This is a genomic window from Brevibacillus sp. HD3.3A, assembly GCF_013284375.2.
GTDB lineage: Bacteria > Bacillota > Bacilli > Brevibacillales > Brevibacillaceae > Brevibacillus > Brevibacillus parabrevis.
The window spans coordinates 3,796,440-3,813,196 of the sequence record NZ_CP085874.1 but is presented as its reverse complement, the minus strand read 5'-3'; the positions used below and the strand labels follow the sequence as shown (position 1 = coordinate 3,813,196).

The following is a 16,757-nucleotide window of genomic DNA, read 5'->3' as shown; positions in this document are numbered from 1 at the left end:
TGTGCGTTTCTTTTGCAGAAATAATTACCAATGTTTTTTTCGGCGGGTCAGGTATAAAAACGAACATACGTTTGTTATAATAAGAACATAAGTTCTTGTTTAGGGGATGATGGTGATGCCCAATGCGAACAAACCGTGCGTCTTCTTGATCGACATGGAGAGCTTTTACGCCAGTATTGAAAAAGGGGCCAATCCGGCCTTGCGCAATCAGCCGATTGTGGTCGCAGGAGATCCGCAGCGGCGAAGCGGAGTAGTGCTGGCAGCCTGTCCGATTGCGAAGTCGTACGGCGTGATTACGGCAGAAGCACTGTGGCAGGCGCAGCAAAAATGCCGCAAGCTCGTAGTCGTGCGTCCGCGCATGGAGATGTACCTCCAGATTTCCATGCACATTACCGCGATATTCGAATCGTTTACCGACAAGGTGGAGCCGTATTCGGTTGATGAGCAGTTTCTCGATGTGACCGGGAGCCTTCACTTGTTCGGCGACCCGTTGCAGCTGGCAGCGCAGATTCAAAAACGGGTCTGGGCGGATACGGGCATCCGCTGCCGGGTAGGAATCGGGGAGAACAAAGTACTCGCGAAAATGGCCTGTGACAACTTCGCCAAAAAGCGGAAGGACGGCATCTTTTGGCTGAAACGCGAGGAGCTGGAAGAGACGCTCTGGAAGCTTCCGGTAGAGAAAATGTTCGGCGTAGGCTCGCGGATGAAGCGGCATTTTCACCGGATGGGCATTTACCAGATCGGTCAGCTCGCGAAGCTCTCGCCAGATGTGCTTACCCGCCACTGGGGAGTGAACGGCGAAGTGCTGTGGCGTACGGCGCATGGCCTCGACGATTCGCCTGTCTCCCTCGATGTGTACGGCACGCAAAAAGGGATCGGCCATCATATGACGCTGCCGCGCGATTATCATACGGCCAAAGACATCAAGGTCGTGCTGCTGGAGCTGTGCGAAGAAGTATGCAGGCGGGCCCGCAAAAAGGAGTTGATGGGTTCCGTCGTGTCGGTTGGCTGTCGCGGGGCGAACTTGTCGGCAGGAGAAGGCTTTGTCCGACAGATGAAGCTGGCAGAAGCGACGAATGATGCCATGGAGCTGTACGAGGCAGCCTGCCGGTTGTTTGATCGCCATTGGCAGCAGACGCCTGTGCGCAGTATCGGGATCAACCTGGAGCAGCTGATTTCCGATCATGCCGTGCAGCTAAATTTGTTCACAGACAACCACAAACGCCGTTCGCTCGCCCGGACGATCGACGAGATTCGGACACGGTTTGGCCCAGATGCGATTTTGCGGGCAGCCTCTGTCACGGAGGCTGGTCAGGCGAAAGAACGCGCGCGCAAGATCGGGGGGCACTACAAGTGACGACTCCGCTGGCAACAGAAGAAGAGTACGAGCTTGTCCGGCAGTACATTTTGTTCGGCATTTTGTTTCAGGCTGTCATGGTCGATTGGAGCCGGTTGCAGCTTGTGCCGTTAAAGCTCTCTTACCAGGCCATGATCGATGGGACTTTTCAGGAGCTGTCGCGCTGGGCTGAGCGGCAGCAGCAGCAAATGCGCCGCCTTTTGCAGCAGCGCGACTGCACAGTAGTCCGCGCCAGGCGCGAGGGGCACGTGTACATGGTGCACTACCAGCAGCGCGGATATGTACGGGAAGCCCGGTACACCATTGAAATTTTGCAGGCAGAGTGTCAGGAGCTGATCGATTGGTGGATGCGAAATCAGCAGCGAGGAGAGAAGAGAGCATGAGAGAAAAGCGCGTATCCAAAAAAGAGAATGTGTTTGTAGCCAGCCGATTTGTCCTCCCGGAACATCGGGAAATGTATTTGCGCGCCAAGGAAGAGGAGCAGAAGTACGTGCCGCCCGAGCTTGACCAGGAGCAGCTGGGAGCGATGAGCGAGCTGATCTGGCAAGGATTTCAGGCGAACAACCTCTTGAAGCTGACATACTTTGACGGACGCGAGCCGCGGCACTTGTCTGCCCACGTCATACATATCGATCAGGCGGCCCGGCGATTGAAGCTCAAGACAGGCGACGGGTTTCACTGGCTTTCTTTTGCGTGTTTGCTGCAAGTAGAGCTGGCTTCGGGTTTTTGAGCGGGAAATGCAGGAAGAACAGGGGCACGAGGATTCAGAAAATGGACAAAAATAGGCCCCTTTTTGCAAAGCAAGTGGCAAAAAACAGCGTGCCGTGCTGAAACGATGTGTGTAAAGAAGCAGTGAGATTCCTGAAACGAAAAGCGGTCAAAAACAACCGTTTTTCGTCTTTTTTTGGCTTAAACGCTTTTTGCCAGAACAGGATGTTTCCCTGTATTGTTAGGATATCATTTGAAGCAGATAACTGCTGGATAGAACAAAGGAGATTTTACATGCTAGCACAAGAAATGGGTGTCATGTTCACCAAGCACGCCGATCAAATTACTTCCAAGCGTTGGGGGGAATTTATTCAGCAATTGGAGGAAAAAGGCTTGTACGTGCTCATCGAGACGGACACGATCGGACGAGTAATGAGCCCTTTGGGCGGATTGATGCCCATGCCCTGCAAGAGCGAGACGCTTCACATTGTGACAGCAGAAGAGCTGGAGCAACGCGGTCTGCCGCTCGGTCACCACATCGTGACGAAACCAAAAGAAAAAGCAACCACTGCCTAAGCGCAATCGAACGGACAAAACCTTTTCAGCCTTGGAAACAAGAGGCAGAAAAGGTTTTTTTGTGTGATTATCAATTGATAATGAAAATCAAAATCAATATAATGAAGAAAAATGTGGCAGGCAATGCGTACCAATCGTTTGACATAGAAGAGGGGCAAAAAGGGATGAGGAACATGCATATTCAAGCGGAGTTTTCCGAGTTTACCGAGTACAATCAAGTGATCACGGACCAGCTGGAATGGGCCCGCTCAGAGGAAATCGACGGGATGGAGCGGTTGCACGATCTGCCGCCGCACTATGGGGAAGGGTACCATCGGCATGTGGCGGTGCGCGAGGGACTGAGGCTCGATTACAGCAACATGTATTTGCACCAAACTTTTTCGATGGAGACGAAAATGAAGTACCCTCATCTGGAGCTGGCTTTCAATATCGAGAGCGGAGCGAACTGGACCGTGAATGGCGGGCAGCAGGAGTTTTGCTCACAGACAGGAAGCGCTCAGCTGATTTACATGAACGATCTGACGTGCCATGCCCAGATGCCGAAACATGAGCGAATTTCCCATCTGGAGCTGAGCTTTGACTACAGGCTGTGGAGCCAACTGCTGGAAGCGATGAACGCGTGCCCCGAGCAGTCGTTTGCGAGGCTGGAAACGACGATCACCCCTGGGATGACGCACATTATCGAGCAGGTGATCAGCAATCCGTATCGGGGAACGATCAAGAAGCTGTTTATAGAAGGCAAGGCCATGGAGCTGTTGGCGCTGTTTCTGCAGGAGGCGGAGCTGGAAAAGGAACAGCGGATTTCGCTGAAGGCAGATGACGTCAAAAGCATCCACGAAGCGAAAAACATCCTGCTAAAGACGCTGGATCATCCGCCAAGCCTGATACATCTGGCGAGAAAAGTCGGGATCAACGACTACAAGCTGAAAATCGGGTTCAAGGAAGTGTTCGGAACGACGGTGTTCGGCTTCGTGCGGCAGCAGCGGCTGGAAAAAGCCAAGCTTTTGCTGGAGAGAGAGCGGGTTAGCGTCAGCGAGGCGGCATTGCTCGTAGGCTACAGCAACTTCAGCCACTTTGCCTCGCTGTTCCGCAAAACGTACGGGGTGAATCCTAGCTTGTACGGCAAGCGGCTGGAAAAACCGTAAAAGCAACAAAACAGTCACAACCGTTTTGTTGACCGCAAGCGGCCACATCCCATTTCATGAAAAACGGCGAGACATTTTTCATCGCAAAAAAGACGTTCAATCGCGAGCGTCTTTTTTTGTTGCGGGCATTTTCTCCCTCTAGGGGCAGTCTCTCTCCGCGAAATGGCGGTAAAGAGGCTGCCCCTCACTCTATGATAAAGAAGGAACAGCAAAAGAGAGAAGCAAACACAGGAGAGGTGAAAAAATGAAAGCAGGCTTGGAGAACGCTGGCCGAGTACAACGGGCTTGGAGAACGAAAGACTTGCTGATGGCCGGGCTTTTGGGAGTGGTTTTTGCCATCGTCATTATCGGGGTCAATTACGTGTATATGCTGGCCACTTCGCTTACGGGTCCGATTTATTCCCGTGTCCTTATCGGTTTTTACATGATGCCGGGTTTTATGGCGCTCTATCTTATCCGCAAACCGGGAGCAGGCGTGCTGGCTGAACTGGTAACGGGTCTGGTAATGATTCCGTTCACCTCCTACGGCTGGATGATGCTGATCGGGCAAGCGATCAACGGATTGTATTGCGAGCTGCCTTATGCCGTTGCACGCTATCGGACGTACAGCGGACGGTTTATGTTGACAGCCGCCGCCGTAACAGGTGCGCTGGCAGTCCTGAGCGAGTACCGGCTGACAGGCTATGCGAACTTGTCATTCGGATCACAGGTCGGTTTGTTCGCGGTGACGGCTGTCAGTTGCGCCTTGGTTGCATGGCTCTCCCGCGCTTTGTGCCATTCGCTGATGCAGGCAGGCTTGCTGACGGACTATCGTGTGAGCCTCGCGAACAAAGCAGGGCGATAGCTGATGGATAACGGTGTTTTGGATGTGCGGAATGTCTGTTTCGGCTACGATGCCGCCGAACAGCCTGTCCTGACTAACGTGACATTCCGTGTACAAACAGGCGAGCTGCTGCTCATCATGGGGGCATCCGGGGCGGGCAAAAGCACGCTCGCCCTCACCTTGAACGGATTAATCCCGCACGCCGTCCAGGGGAGCTATGAGGGCGATGTGCGGATAGCAGGGCGAAGCACGAGCGAGGCAACCGTAGGGGAACTGGCGATGCATGTCGGGATGGTGTTTCAAGACCCGGAAGCGCAACTGGTTGCTTTTACGGTGGAGGATGAGGTCGCTTTCGGTCTGGAAAATCTTTGTCTGGACCGCGAAGAGATGGAGCGGCGCATCACGCAATCGCTGGCAGAAGTAGGACTTTCTGATCAGCGCAAAAAGGCAGTGGAGCACCTGTCCGGCGGTCAAAAGCAGCGGCTCGCGATTGCCTCTGTGCTGGCGATGCAGCCGCAAGTGATCGTGCTGGATGAACCGACAGCGCTGCTCGATCCGGCAGGCCGCGCAGAAGTGTTCGCCGTCATTGAGCGATTGAAGCAAGGCGGGCGGCAGGCGCTCGTTCTCGTGGAGCACCATCTGGACGAATGCATCGGATTGGCCGATCGTGTGCTTGTGCTCGGCAAGACAGGAGAGGTAATCGCCGAAGGGGAAGCGCGACGCGTCTTTTCCGAAAGCTATGAGCGGCTCTGCGAAGAGGGCGTCTTTTTGCCGGAGACGGTGCGGCTCAGCAAAGAGTTGGGGCTGTCGCCCGTCGCGCTCTGTGCGGATGAAGTGGCGGAACAGATCGGAAAAAGGCTGGGCAACGGCTTTGCTTTTGGCAGCCTGATCCAAGAGAAAAGCTGGTCGGAGGGCGCTCGTCCCGCTGCGTGCGCTGAGCAAAGGGCAGACGCTGGACGCTCCGCATCGTCCGAAGACGAAGCAGGCGTCCCGCTGCTTGCGATCAGGGAAGGAATGCTGTCCCGCGCCGCTTCGGGCGTGCTGCAAAAATCAGTGGGAGCGCTGACCATCTCCAGTGGCGAGCTGTTGGCCATCGCGGGAGCAAACGGCGCCGGGAAGACGACGTTGGCTTTGCACCTGATGGGGCTGTTGCCCGCCCACAAAGGAGCGCTCTTTTTGTCCGGCAAAGACATGACAGGGCTATCGATGGCCGAACTGGTGCGAAACATCGGGTTTGTTTTTCAAAACCCCGAGCATCAGTTTGTGGCGGAGACAGCAGAAAGGGAGCTTGTCGTCGGCATGCCGGAACGGGATGAAGAGCAAGCCCGTGTGCAGGCCCAGTCTCTGTTGCAGCGGTTTGGTCTTGCCTCTGCTGCCGGGCGCAGTCCGTACCAGTTGAGCCAGGGAGAGAAGCGGCGGCTCAGTGTTGCGACGATGCTGACAGAGGAGCGCAAAGTGCTGATCCTCGATGAGCCGACTTTTGGCCAGGATCAAAAAAATGCCAGAGAGATCATGCAGATGCTGCAAAGCCTGCAACGCGAAGGAGTGGCGATTGTCTTGATCACGCACGCGCTTTGGCTGCTTGCGGAGTATGCCGATCGGGTAGCTGTGCTGGCAAAAGGGAAGCTCGTCTTCCACGGCACGGCAGACCGTTTGTTTTCGCAGCCGGAGCTTTTGAAACAGGCGAGCTTGCGTCTGCCACCAGCAGCAGAAATGGCGCAAAAGCTGTCCGTGTACGATCCGAGCTTGGCCGGGATTGCGACTTACGAAAATGTGCGAGCAGGCTGCCTGCGATTGCTGGGCGAGCGGACGGGGGTGGAGGCGTAAAAGATGAGCGAGAATCAGTGTGTCCCGGGAGCTTCCGCTTCGTATTTGCATCGTCTCAATCCACTGTCCAAGCTGGTAGCGACGCTGCCTGTGACTGTTTTTTTAACGCTGGTGACAAATGTGTGGACGCCCGTCGCCTTTATCGTGGCAAGCGCCTTGCTGACGGTTTGGCTCGGGCGCGTCCAGCTGTTTTCCTACATGAAAAAAATCGTCGTGCTGCTCCCGTTTCTGATCGGTTTTCTCCTCACGTATCCATTCATGATCGACAGCGCAGCCGGGGGCAACCAGCCAGGCTCGCAGGCAGGCGTGTTGCTCGGATTGACTACGGGACTTCGGCTGCTTTCGCTGTATGCAGTCATGCTGTTGTTTGCACTGACGACCGAGACGCCTGATTTCGTGCGGGCGCTGGTGCAAAATTGGCGAGTGAATGACCGGATCGGATACGCCGTGCTGGCGATTTTGCGGTTTGTGCCGGATATGCAGCGGCAGCATCGGACGATTCGCTGGGCGCGTCAAGTGAGAGGCTTGAATGAAAAAGCGAGAAAAAGTCGGTTGTCTTACGGGGAGAGAGTGAGAGGGACGACGCTTCCGCTGTTGGTCACGGCGATCCGGCAGGCAGAGCGGATGGCTTTGTCTATGGATGCGCGCGGGTTTGCAGTCCATCCGCGGCGCACTTACTATCGGGCAAGCGTGTTCCAGCGGGAAGACTGGCAGTTTGTCCTGCTGTTCTGGCTTTTGTCGGGGCTGTTGGTTGCAGGCTTGGCTTTTGCTGGTTTGCTGGGGGAAATCTCGTTTCTCAAAATGTTTGCCTAACGCTTGGTGGTCTAGAAAGCATGGAAAGGGAGGGAAGAGGAATGAGCGAGAAAAAAGGCGTGCTTCGACTGCTGGAGATTGCGGATGAGAAGCGGAGCTTGCTGATCGTTTCGGCCATTTTGTCGTCGTTGAGCGCCATCTGCATGCTTGTGCCTTACGCATCTGTCTATTTTATTTTGCAGGAGCTGCTGCTGCATGCCTCGTCTGTGGCCGATGCAGACGGGGCGTACATGATTCGCTGGGGCGTGATTGCCCTGTTCGGACTGGTGGGAAGCCTCATTCTGATGTACGTGGGAGGGATGGTATCGCACATTGCCGCTTTTCGGATTTTGTACGGCTTGCGTGTGAAGCTGGCTTCCCATATCGGCCGTTTGCCGCTTGGCTGGCTGAGTGGCACGTCGACGGGGGCAGTCAAGAAAACGCTGGAGCAAAACGTGGAAAAAGTCGAGACGTTCATCGCCCACCAATTGCCCGATTTGGTTCAGGTGGTCGTGACGATTGTCGTCATGGTCGGCGTCATGTTTTACTTGAACGTGTGGCTGGCGCTCGCCTGCGTAGTGCCGATCGTGCTGGCTCTTTTGGTGCAGGTGCTGTCGTTTCAAGGGACGCGGACGAAAGAAAACATCAAAAAATATTACGACTCGCTGGAGCGGATGAACGGTTCCGCCGTGCAGTACGTACGCGGCATGCCCGCGATCAAAGTATTTGGGCAAACCGTCCACTCTTTTCGCCAGTTTTACGCGGACATGATTTCGTACCGCGATTATTGTGTCAAGCATACGCGTGATTTTCAAAACGGATATTTGACGTTCAAGGTCATTTTAGGCTCGTTCGTCGCTTTCATCCTCCCTGTGGGGGTTTTTCTGTTGAGCAGCGATCCGCACAATGTGGCGTTCGCGTCTGTCCTGCTGTTTTTCCTCGTGATGGCGCCGGGGGTGTCCGCCCCGATGTTCAAAATTATGTTTTTGACTTCGACGCTGCGCGACATTGGAGAAGGGGTAGAGCGGATGGATCGGATTTTTGCCGAACAGCCTGTTGCCGAGCCGCTCGCTTCCAAACAGCCGCAGCATTTTGACGTCGCGTTTGACGACGTTTCGTTCGCCTATGCGAGCGCAACTGCAACAGAAGGCACAGAGGGCGCACAGGCACAGCAAGGAAAAGAAGCCCTTTCGCATGTGTCTTTCCTGGCGCGGCACGGGCAGGTGACCGCACTCGTCGGCCCGTCGGGAGCAGGCAAGTCGACGGTAGCCAATCTCATTCCCCGCTTCTGGGATGTGCAGGAAGGCGCCATTCGCATTGGCGACGTGGACATTCGCGATCTGTCCAGCACCGATTTGATGAACACAGTGGCGTTTGTGTTCCAGGAGACGTTTTTGTTCTATGACACGGTGTACAACAACATCGCGGTAGGATTGCCCGATGCTGCGCCCGAAGCGGTCTATGCGGCAGCGAAGGCCGCGCAGTGCCACCAGTTTATTCTAAACCTTCCGCAAGGCTACGATACGCTGATCGGCGAAGGCGGGGTCTATTTGTCAGGGGGAGAGGAGCAGCGCGTGGCCGTGGCGCGGGCGATTTTGAAAAATGCTCCGATTCTCGTCCTCGATGAAGCGACAGCTTTTGCCGATCCCGAGAATGAATACGAAATGCAGCTGGCCTTGGCCGAACTGGTGAAAGGCAAGACCGTGATCGTCATTGCCCATCGCCTGTCCACGATCCGGGAAGCCGACCAGATTCTCGTCATGCAAGGCGGCAAATTGGTCGAGCAGGGAAAACACGAGGCGCTGCTACAGCAAAACGGCTTGTACGCCCGGATGTGGTCGGCGTACACCGATGCGCAAAACTGGCAGATCGGAAAAGAGAGAGGGAGGTTGGCTGCCGATGAGCACGTTAAGCAATATAACAGCCGGTAAACCCCGCGCATTGCTAAAGCCTGTCTTTTACACGACGATTGCGAACCTTGCCAGCATTGTGCCGTTTGTCTTGCTGGTAGAGGCGGCGCGCTTGATTTTTGAACCGTTTGTGCACCCGGACGCACCGCTGAACACAGGGCGTTTATGGTGGATATGCGCATGGCTGATCGCGTCTCTGGTGCTGCTGTTTCTGACGGAAATGCCCGCCTACCGGGCGCAGTTCGGCGGCGCATACAGCGTGGCAGCAGAAGGGCGGGCCAGACTTGCGGAGCATTTGCGCAAGCTGTCGCTCGGCTATTTGAACAAGCGGGACCCCGGCGACTTGGCGAATATGATGATGGGCGATTTTGCGATGGTCGAGCACGGGATATCCCACCTCGTCCCGCAAATGATCGGGGCGCTGATCATGCCGGTCATTGCCATCGTCGGGCTGTCTTTCATCGATTGGCGGATGGCGCTCGCCTTGTTTGCCGCATTTCCTGTCGCGATCATGCTCGTTTTGCTCACGTCTGGCATTCAGCGCAAGCTCGGCGCCCAGCATATGCGGGCCAAAATTGATGCCGCGAACCGCTTGCAGGAATATTTGAACGGCATTCGCGTCATCAAAGCGTACAATTTGACAGGCGAGCGTTTCGTGCGGCTGGAGAAGTCTTTTCGCGAGTTCATGAGACAGAGCATCCGCATCGAAGGCTTGCTCGGGCCGATCGTGCTGGCGGCCATCGCCTGCATTCGGGCGGGTCTGACGCTCATGGTAATCGCTGGCACGTATTTGCTGGCTGGGGGCAACCTCGATTTGATCACGTTTGTCATGTTTCTTTTGGTAGGAACAAGAATTTTCGATCCGCTGACCACGGCGCTCGTCAATTACGCAGAATTTCGTTATCACGAGCAGGCCGGCGAGCGGATCGTCGATTTGCTGGCTGAACCGACGATGCTGGGCGAACTGCATCCGCCGGACGAAAACGATGTGACGCTCGATCACGTATCATTCGGATACAACGAAAAGCTGGCGCTCGACAACGTCAGCATGCACATGCCGACAGGATCGTTCACCGCTTTGGTCGGGCCGTCCGGCAGCGGAAAAAGCACCGTGCTCCGCCTGATTGCCAGATTTTACGACCCGACCAGCGGGCAAGTGCTGCTCGGACAACAGCCGCTTGCAAAAATGGACCCGGAAGCGTTGTTGTCCCGCATCTCGATGGTCTTTCAAGATGTGTATCTGTTCCAGGACACGATCGCCAACAACATTCGCTTCGGCAAAAGGGACGCGACACAAAAAGAAATCGAAGCGGCAGCCAGGCAGGCGTGCTGCCACGAGTTTATCATGCAGCTGCCAAACGGCTACGAGACGATGGTGGGAGAGGGAGGAAGCACGTTGTCCGGCGGGGAGAAGCAGCGCATATCCATCGCCCGGGCCATGCTGAAAAATGCGCCGATCGTCCTTTTGGATGAGGCGACCGCTTCCCTCGATCCGGAAAACGAAGCGCACATTCAGCAAGCGATCGACAGGCTGATTCAAGGCCGGACGGTCATCGCAATTGCCCATCGCTTGAAAACGATCCGCCACGCTGACCAGATTTATGTGCTGGATCAAGGCCGTGTCGTGGAAGCAGGCAAGCACGACGAGCTGATTGCCCGCCACGGACTGTATGCGAAGCTGTGGGGATTGCAGCAGCAAACAAGCGGCTGGCACATTTCCTCGTAACGCGTTGTGACGAAAAACCCCGTCTGGCCGATGCGCCAAGCGGGGTTTTTTCTAGCGGGCAGGCTGATCGCCGATGACGATTTGCACGCGCGTGCCATCCGGGTACTTTTCGAGCTGGTTGGCGATCCACGAACCTGCCCCGCGGTTGTCGGAAGGGGAAATATAAGCGATATCTGCTCCCTTGCCGCCTTCCTTGCACATTGCCATCGGCCATTCGTCGCGATCGTAGCCGCGTTTGGTCGGGATGCCGCGCAAGGAATCTTCGCGGTGCTTGTCCGCCGATTTGCGGTCGATGGTGCAGACAGCAGACTGGCCTTTTTCGATGGCAGAGCGAATGTGCTCTGCCGTCTCGGGATAGCGCTCGCGGGGAAAGGTCAGAACGACATCGGCTTGCACAGACGTGTTTGTGGTCTGGCTGTTCTGTTGCTCGGTTAACAGACTGAACAATCCGATCCCGATCAAAACAGCGAGGGTGAATAAAATTCGTTTGATTCGCACGTTGCTCTCCTTGGTCCGTTTTTGCGACAATCGCTGGTTCGCCGCATGGGAAAAGGGCAGTTCATCCACGGGCGATAACCGCGGAGATCAACTGCCCTTTGGTTCATTATACCAATCTAGGACAAGCGTGCTAAGGAAAAACTTTTGCGAAAATGCCGCTGCGTACTTCTCTGTTGTCCGGCTGGCCCCGCCACGGCCTGCTAAGTTCGGCTTTGTTTGGCATCGCCTGTGCCCGGCCAGGGAAACAGGCTTTTCATGCACAGCCAGGCGAGCACAGGCCCGGTTCCAATCGCGAACACCAGCCAGTTTAACGTCGAGGCCGAGACGCTGATCGCGGTGACGAGCAGGAACAGCGAAATGCCGACCAGCCGACCGACATCCAGGGCAAATTCGCGCAAAACGACGTACTCCACCCGGTTTTTCGCGCTCTGTTCATTCGTGCCGATCAAATCAAAAACAGTCGAGATCATCGGCATCGAAAAAAGCGGATAGGCGAGCGAGACGACGATCCCGAAAGCGAGCAGTGTCGTATAGCTGACCTGCCAGAAAAACAGGAGCAAGATGCCGGACATCATGACCGCGCCAGTGAGCATGCCCCATTTGCGGTAGCGCGGGGCGTACCATTTGGCCGCCACATAGTAGCTGAGCAGCCCGACTGCCGAGGTAATCAGCCAGAAATTCCCCAGCGTCATTTCGCTTTTCGTGGCGATGTAGACAAACAGCCCGATGATGAAGCCGAATACGCCTTCGCGCATGCCTTGTGCGGCGAGAGCGGCGGCAGCGAGACGCCACTTGGGTTCCTCGCGCAGACAGCGGAAGGAAAAGCCCCAGGAGTACGTTCCTTCCGACTGGCGCTTTTTCAGAAAAAAGCTGATGATGCCGCCGACGACGAACAGAGCGAGCGAGAGGGCGAAGATCAGTCTGTAGCCATTGTTTCCGGGGAGACGGGAGATCAGCCAGCCTGACAGCCAGGGAGCGAGCATGCCGCCTACGGAAGCCAACAGTCCTGCCCAGCCATTGAAGCGGTCGCGGTTGTCTGGCCCGGTAATTTCAAAGTAAACGACGTTGAACGCAAGCCAAAAAAAGCCGACCGCCATCCCCTGAACCAGCCCGAGCCAGACGGCGTACGACACAGCCTGCGGGCCAGCGAGGAGCACAAGCAAGTAAAAAAGCGCCGACCCGGCCATCCCCGCGCGCAGGATGTTCATTTTGTTGAACTGCTTGACGTACGCGCCAGCGAGCCAAAAGGTCAGGGCGCCAGCCAAATGGGTAGCAAATGTAAACCAGGCGATGGGCGCAAACTGACTTTTCACCTTCCACAAATAAACGTTCACGAACGTACCGGAGAGAGCGCCGGCAGCGATGAACAATCCATTCACCAACAGCAAAAGCCGAGCCTGGTTGTCCAGTTCGCCGGGCTTGGGAGATTTAGGAGCAGCGGAGCCAGGCGCTTTTGAAGAGGTGCTGTTCATCGCCGGAAAAAAGGCAGGAAGGCGGTTCTTCGTTTTTTGCTGCATACGATCACCCCGCTTCAAAAATAAGAGTTGAACATAACGTACCCTTCCTGGCGGGCTTTCAACAGGAATCGGCGAAAGTACCGTTTTTTTCCTTGCGTTTCCGTCATCGGCGAAGTTTTTTTCAGAATAGGAAGGAAAAAGGTGAGCGGCAAACAAATAAGGAGAGGGGAAGGCGAGCAAGAATACGGATCGTACATCCACGAGGAGGAGCATACATGGCGACGACCATTTTCAAAAACGGACGCATCTATACAGGGGATTCGCGGCATTTGTTTGTGGAGGCTCTCGTTGTTCGTGACGGGATCGTCCACGATTTGGGCAGCGATGCGGATATGCTGCTGCAATACGGACGCAGCGATGCGCAAGTGATCGATTTGCAAGGCTGCACGGCAACACCGGGGCTGATCGACAGTCATCTGCACTTGGGCTGGCTGGGGCTGACCTTTTTGCAGCTCGACTTGCGCGAGGCGAAATCGAAGGATGAAATGCTGTACCTCATCCGGCAAAAGGCGAATGAGACAAAAGCGAATGAATGGATACAAGGCTTTGGCTGGGACGAGAATCTGTTTGTCGACGGCGGAGGAATCCCGAGCATCGAGGAGCTTGATGCCGCTGCGCCGCATTGCCCGATCTTTTTGCCGCGCATTTGCGGACATGCGAATCTGGTCAATACAAAAGCGCTGGAGCTTGCCGGATATCATCCTGACATCGAGGTGCCCGCTGGCGGAGTGATCGTGCGCGATTCGCTCACCGGAAAGCCGACAGGGATGCTCCTCGAAACGGCTTCCAATCTGATCACCAAACATATTCCGCGCCCTGATTACGATACATTGAAAAAAAGCTTGCGCAGCTCCATCCGCTACGCGATGCAGCACGGCTTGACCGGAGCGCATACAGAAGACTTGCGCGAACTGAACGGACTGGCGCAGACGTATCGTCTCTACGATGAGCTGATCAACGGGGAAGAGCTTGCGCTGCGCTCCCATCTGCTCGTTTACTACCCGCACATGCATGAACTGCGCGACCTGAACATGACCGCCGGCTATGGAAACAGCCACGTACAGATTGGCGCGGTGAAAATTTTCGCAGACGGGGCTTTGGGGCGCAGAACCGCTTACTTGTCCGCACCGTACGCAGACGATCCGTCGACGAGCGGGTACCCGGTACACGAACAGGAAGAGCTGACCGAGCTTGTCCGGCAGGCGCGTCAGCTCGGCATGCCGATTGCGGTGCATACGATTGGCGACAAGGCCCTGGAAATGGTGCTCGACAGTCTGGATCAGTTTCCGACCGTCGCGTATCGGGACAGATTGATCCATACGCAAATTTTGCGCCCGGATTTGCTGGAGAGACTGAATCAGCCAAGCCGGATTGCCGACATTCAGCCGCGCTTCCTCGCAGGCGACTTCCCGTGGGTGATCGACCGTGTGGGAGAAGAGCGCATCCAGGACTCGTACATTTGGAAGACGATGATGAACAAGGGAATTATTTGCGCGGCAGGATCAGATACGCCAGTGGAACCGATCGATCCGTTGCTGGGCATTCACGCGGCCGTGACGCGCAAGGCTCCGGGCGAAACACACGGCGGCTACCTCCCGGAGGAAAAATTGACGATGGAAGAAGCGCTCCATTTGTTTACACTGGGAGGCGCGCAGGTGACAAACGAGGAGCAAGTAAAAGGAACGCTGTCTCGCGGAAAATATGCGGATATGACGGTTTATTCCAAGGACTTGTTCACGATCGATCCGGATGAATTGCTCACGACGAAAGCCGTCATGACGGTCATTGGCGGAAAAGTTTGCTATAGCAGCTAACGAAAAGCTCAGATGCTCAGGAAGCATCAACGAAAAACCGGCTCTTCGAAAATGCGCTGCACCTCCCGGTTGTACGTAACAACACTTGGGGGCAGGGCACACAAGGAGCCGGTTTTTGTATGGGCAAATTCGCGAACAACGAACAACCTCGTCAGGCTGACAAACGGGTTTGCCGCTTGCTGCGCAGCCATTTGCCCAGATCGATTTCCGCAATCAGCACGCTGGCAAGTACAAGTGCTGCGCCAATATACCCGCGCGTGGTCAAAATCTCGCCAGCGAACAAAAAGGCAAACAGGGCAGCGAATACAGGCTCCAGCGAAAAAATCAGTCCGGTATGAGTCGCAGTCGTATATTTTTGAGCCACCGTCTGGACGACAAAGCCGATGGCACTGCACAAAATACTGAGAGCGAGCACAGCGACCCAGCCTTCTGTCGAATGCGGCAACACAGGCGATTCGAACAAACAGGAAAAAACGAAACCGAGCAAGGCGGTGAAGCCAAGCTGATAAATGCCGAGTTGAATCGTGTCCGAAAAGGAGGCAAATCTGCCTGTCACGGTAATGTGCATGGCGTAACAGAGCGCTCCGGCGATACACAGCAGATCGCCTTGGCTGATCCGCAGTTCGGTGTTGAGCGTCATTAGACCGATGCCGACCATGGCGAGTCCCGCCCCGACAAACACGCGCTTTTCCGGGCGGTGGCGAAACAAAATCGACAGCAGCGGGACGAAAATGACCGTCAGGCTGACCAAAAACCCGGCTTGGGAAGCCGTCGTCGATTTGACCCCGTTTGTAATCGTGGCAAACACGCCAAACAGGAGCGTGCCGAGAATCGAGGCGTGCAGCAATGTTTTACGGCTGGTGCTGCGCAACCGCTTGTGAAAAATCGCTGCCGCCAAAACAAAAGCAATGCCAAAGCGGATGGCGATCAGGTTAAACGTCTCCAAATCTTGCAAGCCCATTTGCATAAACAAATAAGACGATCCCCAAAACAGGGTAACCAGCAGCATTGCCAGATCGGCTTTTACTTGCGGTTTCATTTGTGCCTCCTTGCCCGGTTGACCAGGCGCGACCATGAAGTATTCGTATTGCGCAATACTCAGTATACGAGTAATGTTTGAATAAGAAAAATGAATGTTTATCATGCTTTTCATGAAAAGTTTTAATGCAAAAGGTGGGAGAGCAAGATGAGCCTGAGCAAGTACGAAGTGTTTGTCACCGTGATCGAATCGGGGAGTTTGACCAGGGCGGGCGAAATTCTCGGCTTGACGCAATCCGCGATCAGTCACGCCCTGGCAAGTCTGGAGCGGGAATTTGGGTTTTCCATTTTGACGCGAGGTCGTTCCGGCATCAGTCTGACGAGCAACGGCGAGCGGCTGCTCCCTTATATGCGCGAGATGCTGCGCGCCCAAGAGCGGATGAAGCAAGAAGTTCATGCGATCAACGGCATGGAAGTGGGGACAGTCAGAATCGGGACGTTCACCAGCGTGTCCACCCAATGGCTGCCGGGCATTTTGAAACGGTTTCAGGACCAGTATCCCGCCATCGAAGTCAAGCTGCTGGAAGGCTATTACGACGGGATCGAAAGCTGGATTCAGGCGGGGGAGGTCGACATGGGCTTCGTCTCGTTGCCGACGACTGAGGAATTGGAATCCATCCCGTTGAAAAAGGACCAGCTGTACTTGCTCGTAACGAAGGAGCACCCGCTCTACGAGGAAGAGCGGGTGCACGTCAGCCGTCTGGCGGAAGAAACGTTTATCATGCCAAAAGCAGGCTGCGACAACGATATTCAGAGGCTGCTCGCCATGTATAAGCTACAGCCGCGCGTGAAGTACGAAGTGGGCGACGACCACGCCATTATCGCCATGGTGCAAAACGGCCTGGGAATCAGCATTCTCCCGGAGATGATCCTGTTTCGCCTCCCGCCCAACATCCGCATGATTCCGCTGGAAGGGGAGCATTATCGTTCTCTCGGCGTGGCAGCGACATCGTTTGAGAAGCAGTCGCCCGCAGCGAAGCGCTTTTTGCAGGTCGTAACCGAGTGGGTGCGCGAACAAGGATAAGT

15 protein-coding genes are annotated in these 16,757 nt (G+C 55.3%); 12 read left to right on the top strand and 3 right to left on the bottom strand.

Going from position 1 to position 16,757, the window contains the following annotated elements; translation table 11 throughout:
* The first annotated feature begins 115 nt into the window (after positions 1-115).
* From HP435_RS17540 to HP435_RS17495, 10 genes are all read left to right on the top strand, one after another.
* Complete coding sequence (locus HP435_RS17540; RefSeq protein ID WP_173599660.1) at positions 116-1,357, top strand: DNA polymerase IV; 1,242 nt, start codon at positions 116-118, stop codon at positions 1,355-1,357.
* The gene (locus HP435_RS17535; RefSeq protein ID WP_173599661.1) at positions 1,354-1,740 is read left to right on the top strand and encodes a YhjD family protein; all 387 of its coding nucleotides are present in this window, start codon (positions 1,354-1,356) and stop codon (positions 1,738-1,740) included. The genes HP435_RS17540 and HP435_RS17535 overlap by 4 nt, the downstream gene beginning before the upstream one ends.
* A complete protein-coding gene (locus HP435_RS17530) occupies positions 1,737-2,087 on the top strand; it encodes a YolD-like family protein (protein ID WP_122965098.1) in 351 nt (116 codons plus the stop codon). The genes HP435_RS17535 and HP435_RS17530 overlap by 4 nt, the downstream gene beginning before the upstream one ends.
* A 272-nt stretch (positions 2,088-2,359) precedes the next feature.
* A complete protein-coding gene (locus tag HP435_RS17525; RefSeq protein ID WP_063229853.1) occupies positions 2,360-2,641 on the top strand; it encodes a hypothetical protein in 282 nt (93 codons plus the stop codon).
* 164 nt (positions 2,642-2,805) lie between these two features.
* The gene (locus HP435_RS17520) at positions 2,806-3,786 is read left to right on the top strand and encodes a helix-turn-helix transcriptional regulator (protein WP_173599662.1); all 981 of its coding nucleotides are present in this window, start codon (positions 2,806-2,808) and stop codon (positions 3,784-3,786) included.
* Positions 3,787-4,030: 244 nt separating this feature from the next.
* On the top strand, positions 4,031-4,630 hold the full coding sequence (locus HP435_RS17515) for an ECF transporter S component (RefSeq protein ID WP_173599663.1): 600 nt from the start codon (positions 4,031-4,033) through the stop codon (positions 4,628-4,630).
* Positions 4,631-4,633: 3 nt separating this feature from the next.
* On the top strand, positions 4,634-6,436 hold the full coding sequence (locus HP435_RS17510; RefSeq protein ID WP_173599664.1) for an ABC transporter ATP-binding protein: 1,803 nt from the start codon (positions 4,634-4,636) through the stop codon (positions 6,434-6,436).
* Positions 6,437-6,439: 3 nt separating this feature from the next.
* Entirely contained in the window at positions 6,440-7,249 is an 810-nt protein-coding gene (locus HP435_RS17505; protein WP_122965103.1) for an energy-coupling factor transporter transmembrane component T family protein, read from the top strand.
* 41 nt (positions 7,250-7,290) lie between these two features.
* Positions 7,291-9,159: an ABC transporter ATP-binding protein gene (locus HP435_RS17500; RefSeq protein ID WP_173599665.1), complete on the top strand. Its 1,869-nt coding sequence runs from the start codon at positions 7,291-7,293 to the stop codon at positions 9,157-9,159.
* On the top strand, positions 9,128-10,864 hold the full coding sequence (locus HP435_RS17495; RefSeq protein WP_173599666.1) for an ABC transporter ATP-binding protein: 1,737 nt from the start codon (positions 9,128-9,130) through the stop codon (positions 10,862-10,864). The genes HP435_RS17500 and HP435_RS17495 overlap by 32 nt, the downstream gene beginning before the upstream one ends.
* Positions 10,865-10,915: 51 nt before the next feature.
* On the opposite strand, the gene HP435_RS17490 is transcribed toward HP435_RS17495, so the two are convergent.
* Both HP435_RS17490 and HP435_RS17485 read right to left on the bottom strand, forming a co-directional pair.
* Complete coding sequence (locus HP435_RS17490; RefSeq protein ID WP_173599667.1) at positions 10,916-11,362, bottom strand: NucA/NucB deoxyribonuclease domain-containing protein; 447 nt, start codon at positions 11,360-11,362, stop codon at positions 10,916-10,918.
* Between the two features lie 200 nt (positions 11,363-11,562).
* Positions 11,563-12,879: an MFS transporter gene (locus HP435_RS17485; RefSeq protein ID WP_173599668.1), complete on the bottom strand. Its 1,317-nt coding sequence runs from the start codon at positions 12,877-12,879 to the stop codon at positions 11,563-11,565.
* A gap of 215 nt (positions 12,880-13,094) precedes the next feature.
* Here HP435_RS17485 and HP435_RS17480 point away from each other — a divergent pair, with 215 nt between their 5' ends.
* The gene (locus HP435_RS17480) at positions 13,095-14,693 is read left to right on the top strand and encodes an amidohydrolase (RefSeq protein WP_173599669.1); all 1,599 of its coding nucleotides are present in this window, start codon (positions 13,095-13,097) and stop codon (positions 14,691-14,693) included.
* Between the two features lie 151 nt (positions 14,694-14,844).
* On the opposite strand, the gene HP435_RS17475 is transcribed toward HP435_RS17480, so the two are convergent.
* Complete coding sequence (locus HP435_RS17475) at positions 14,845-15,732, bottom strand: DMT family transporter (protein WP_173599670.1); 888 nt, start codon at positions 15,730-15,732, stop codon at positions 14,845-14,847.
* A 147-nt stretch (positions 15,733-15,879) separates the two neighbouring features.
* Here HP435_RS17475 and HP435_RS17470 point away from each other — a divergent pair, with 147 nt between their 5' ends.
* Positions 15,880-16,755: a LysR family transcriptional regulator gene (locus HP435_RS17470; RefSeq protein ID WP_122965110.1), complete on the top strand. Its 876-nt coding sequence runs from the start codon at positions 15,880-15,882 to the stop codon at positions 16,753-16,755.
* The last annotated feature ends 2 nt before the right edge of the window (positions 16,756-16,757 follow it).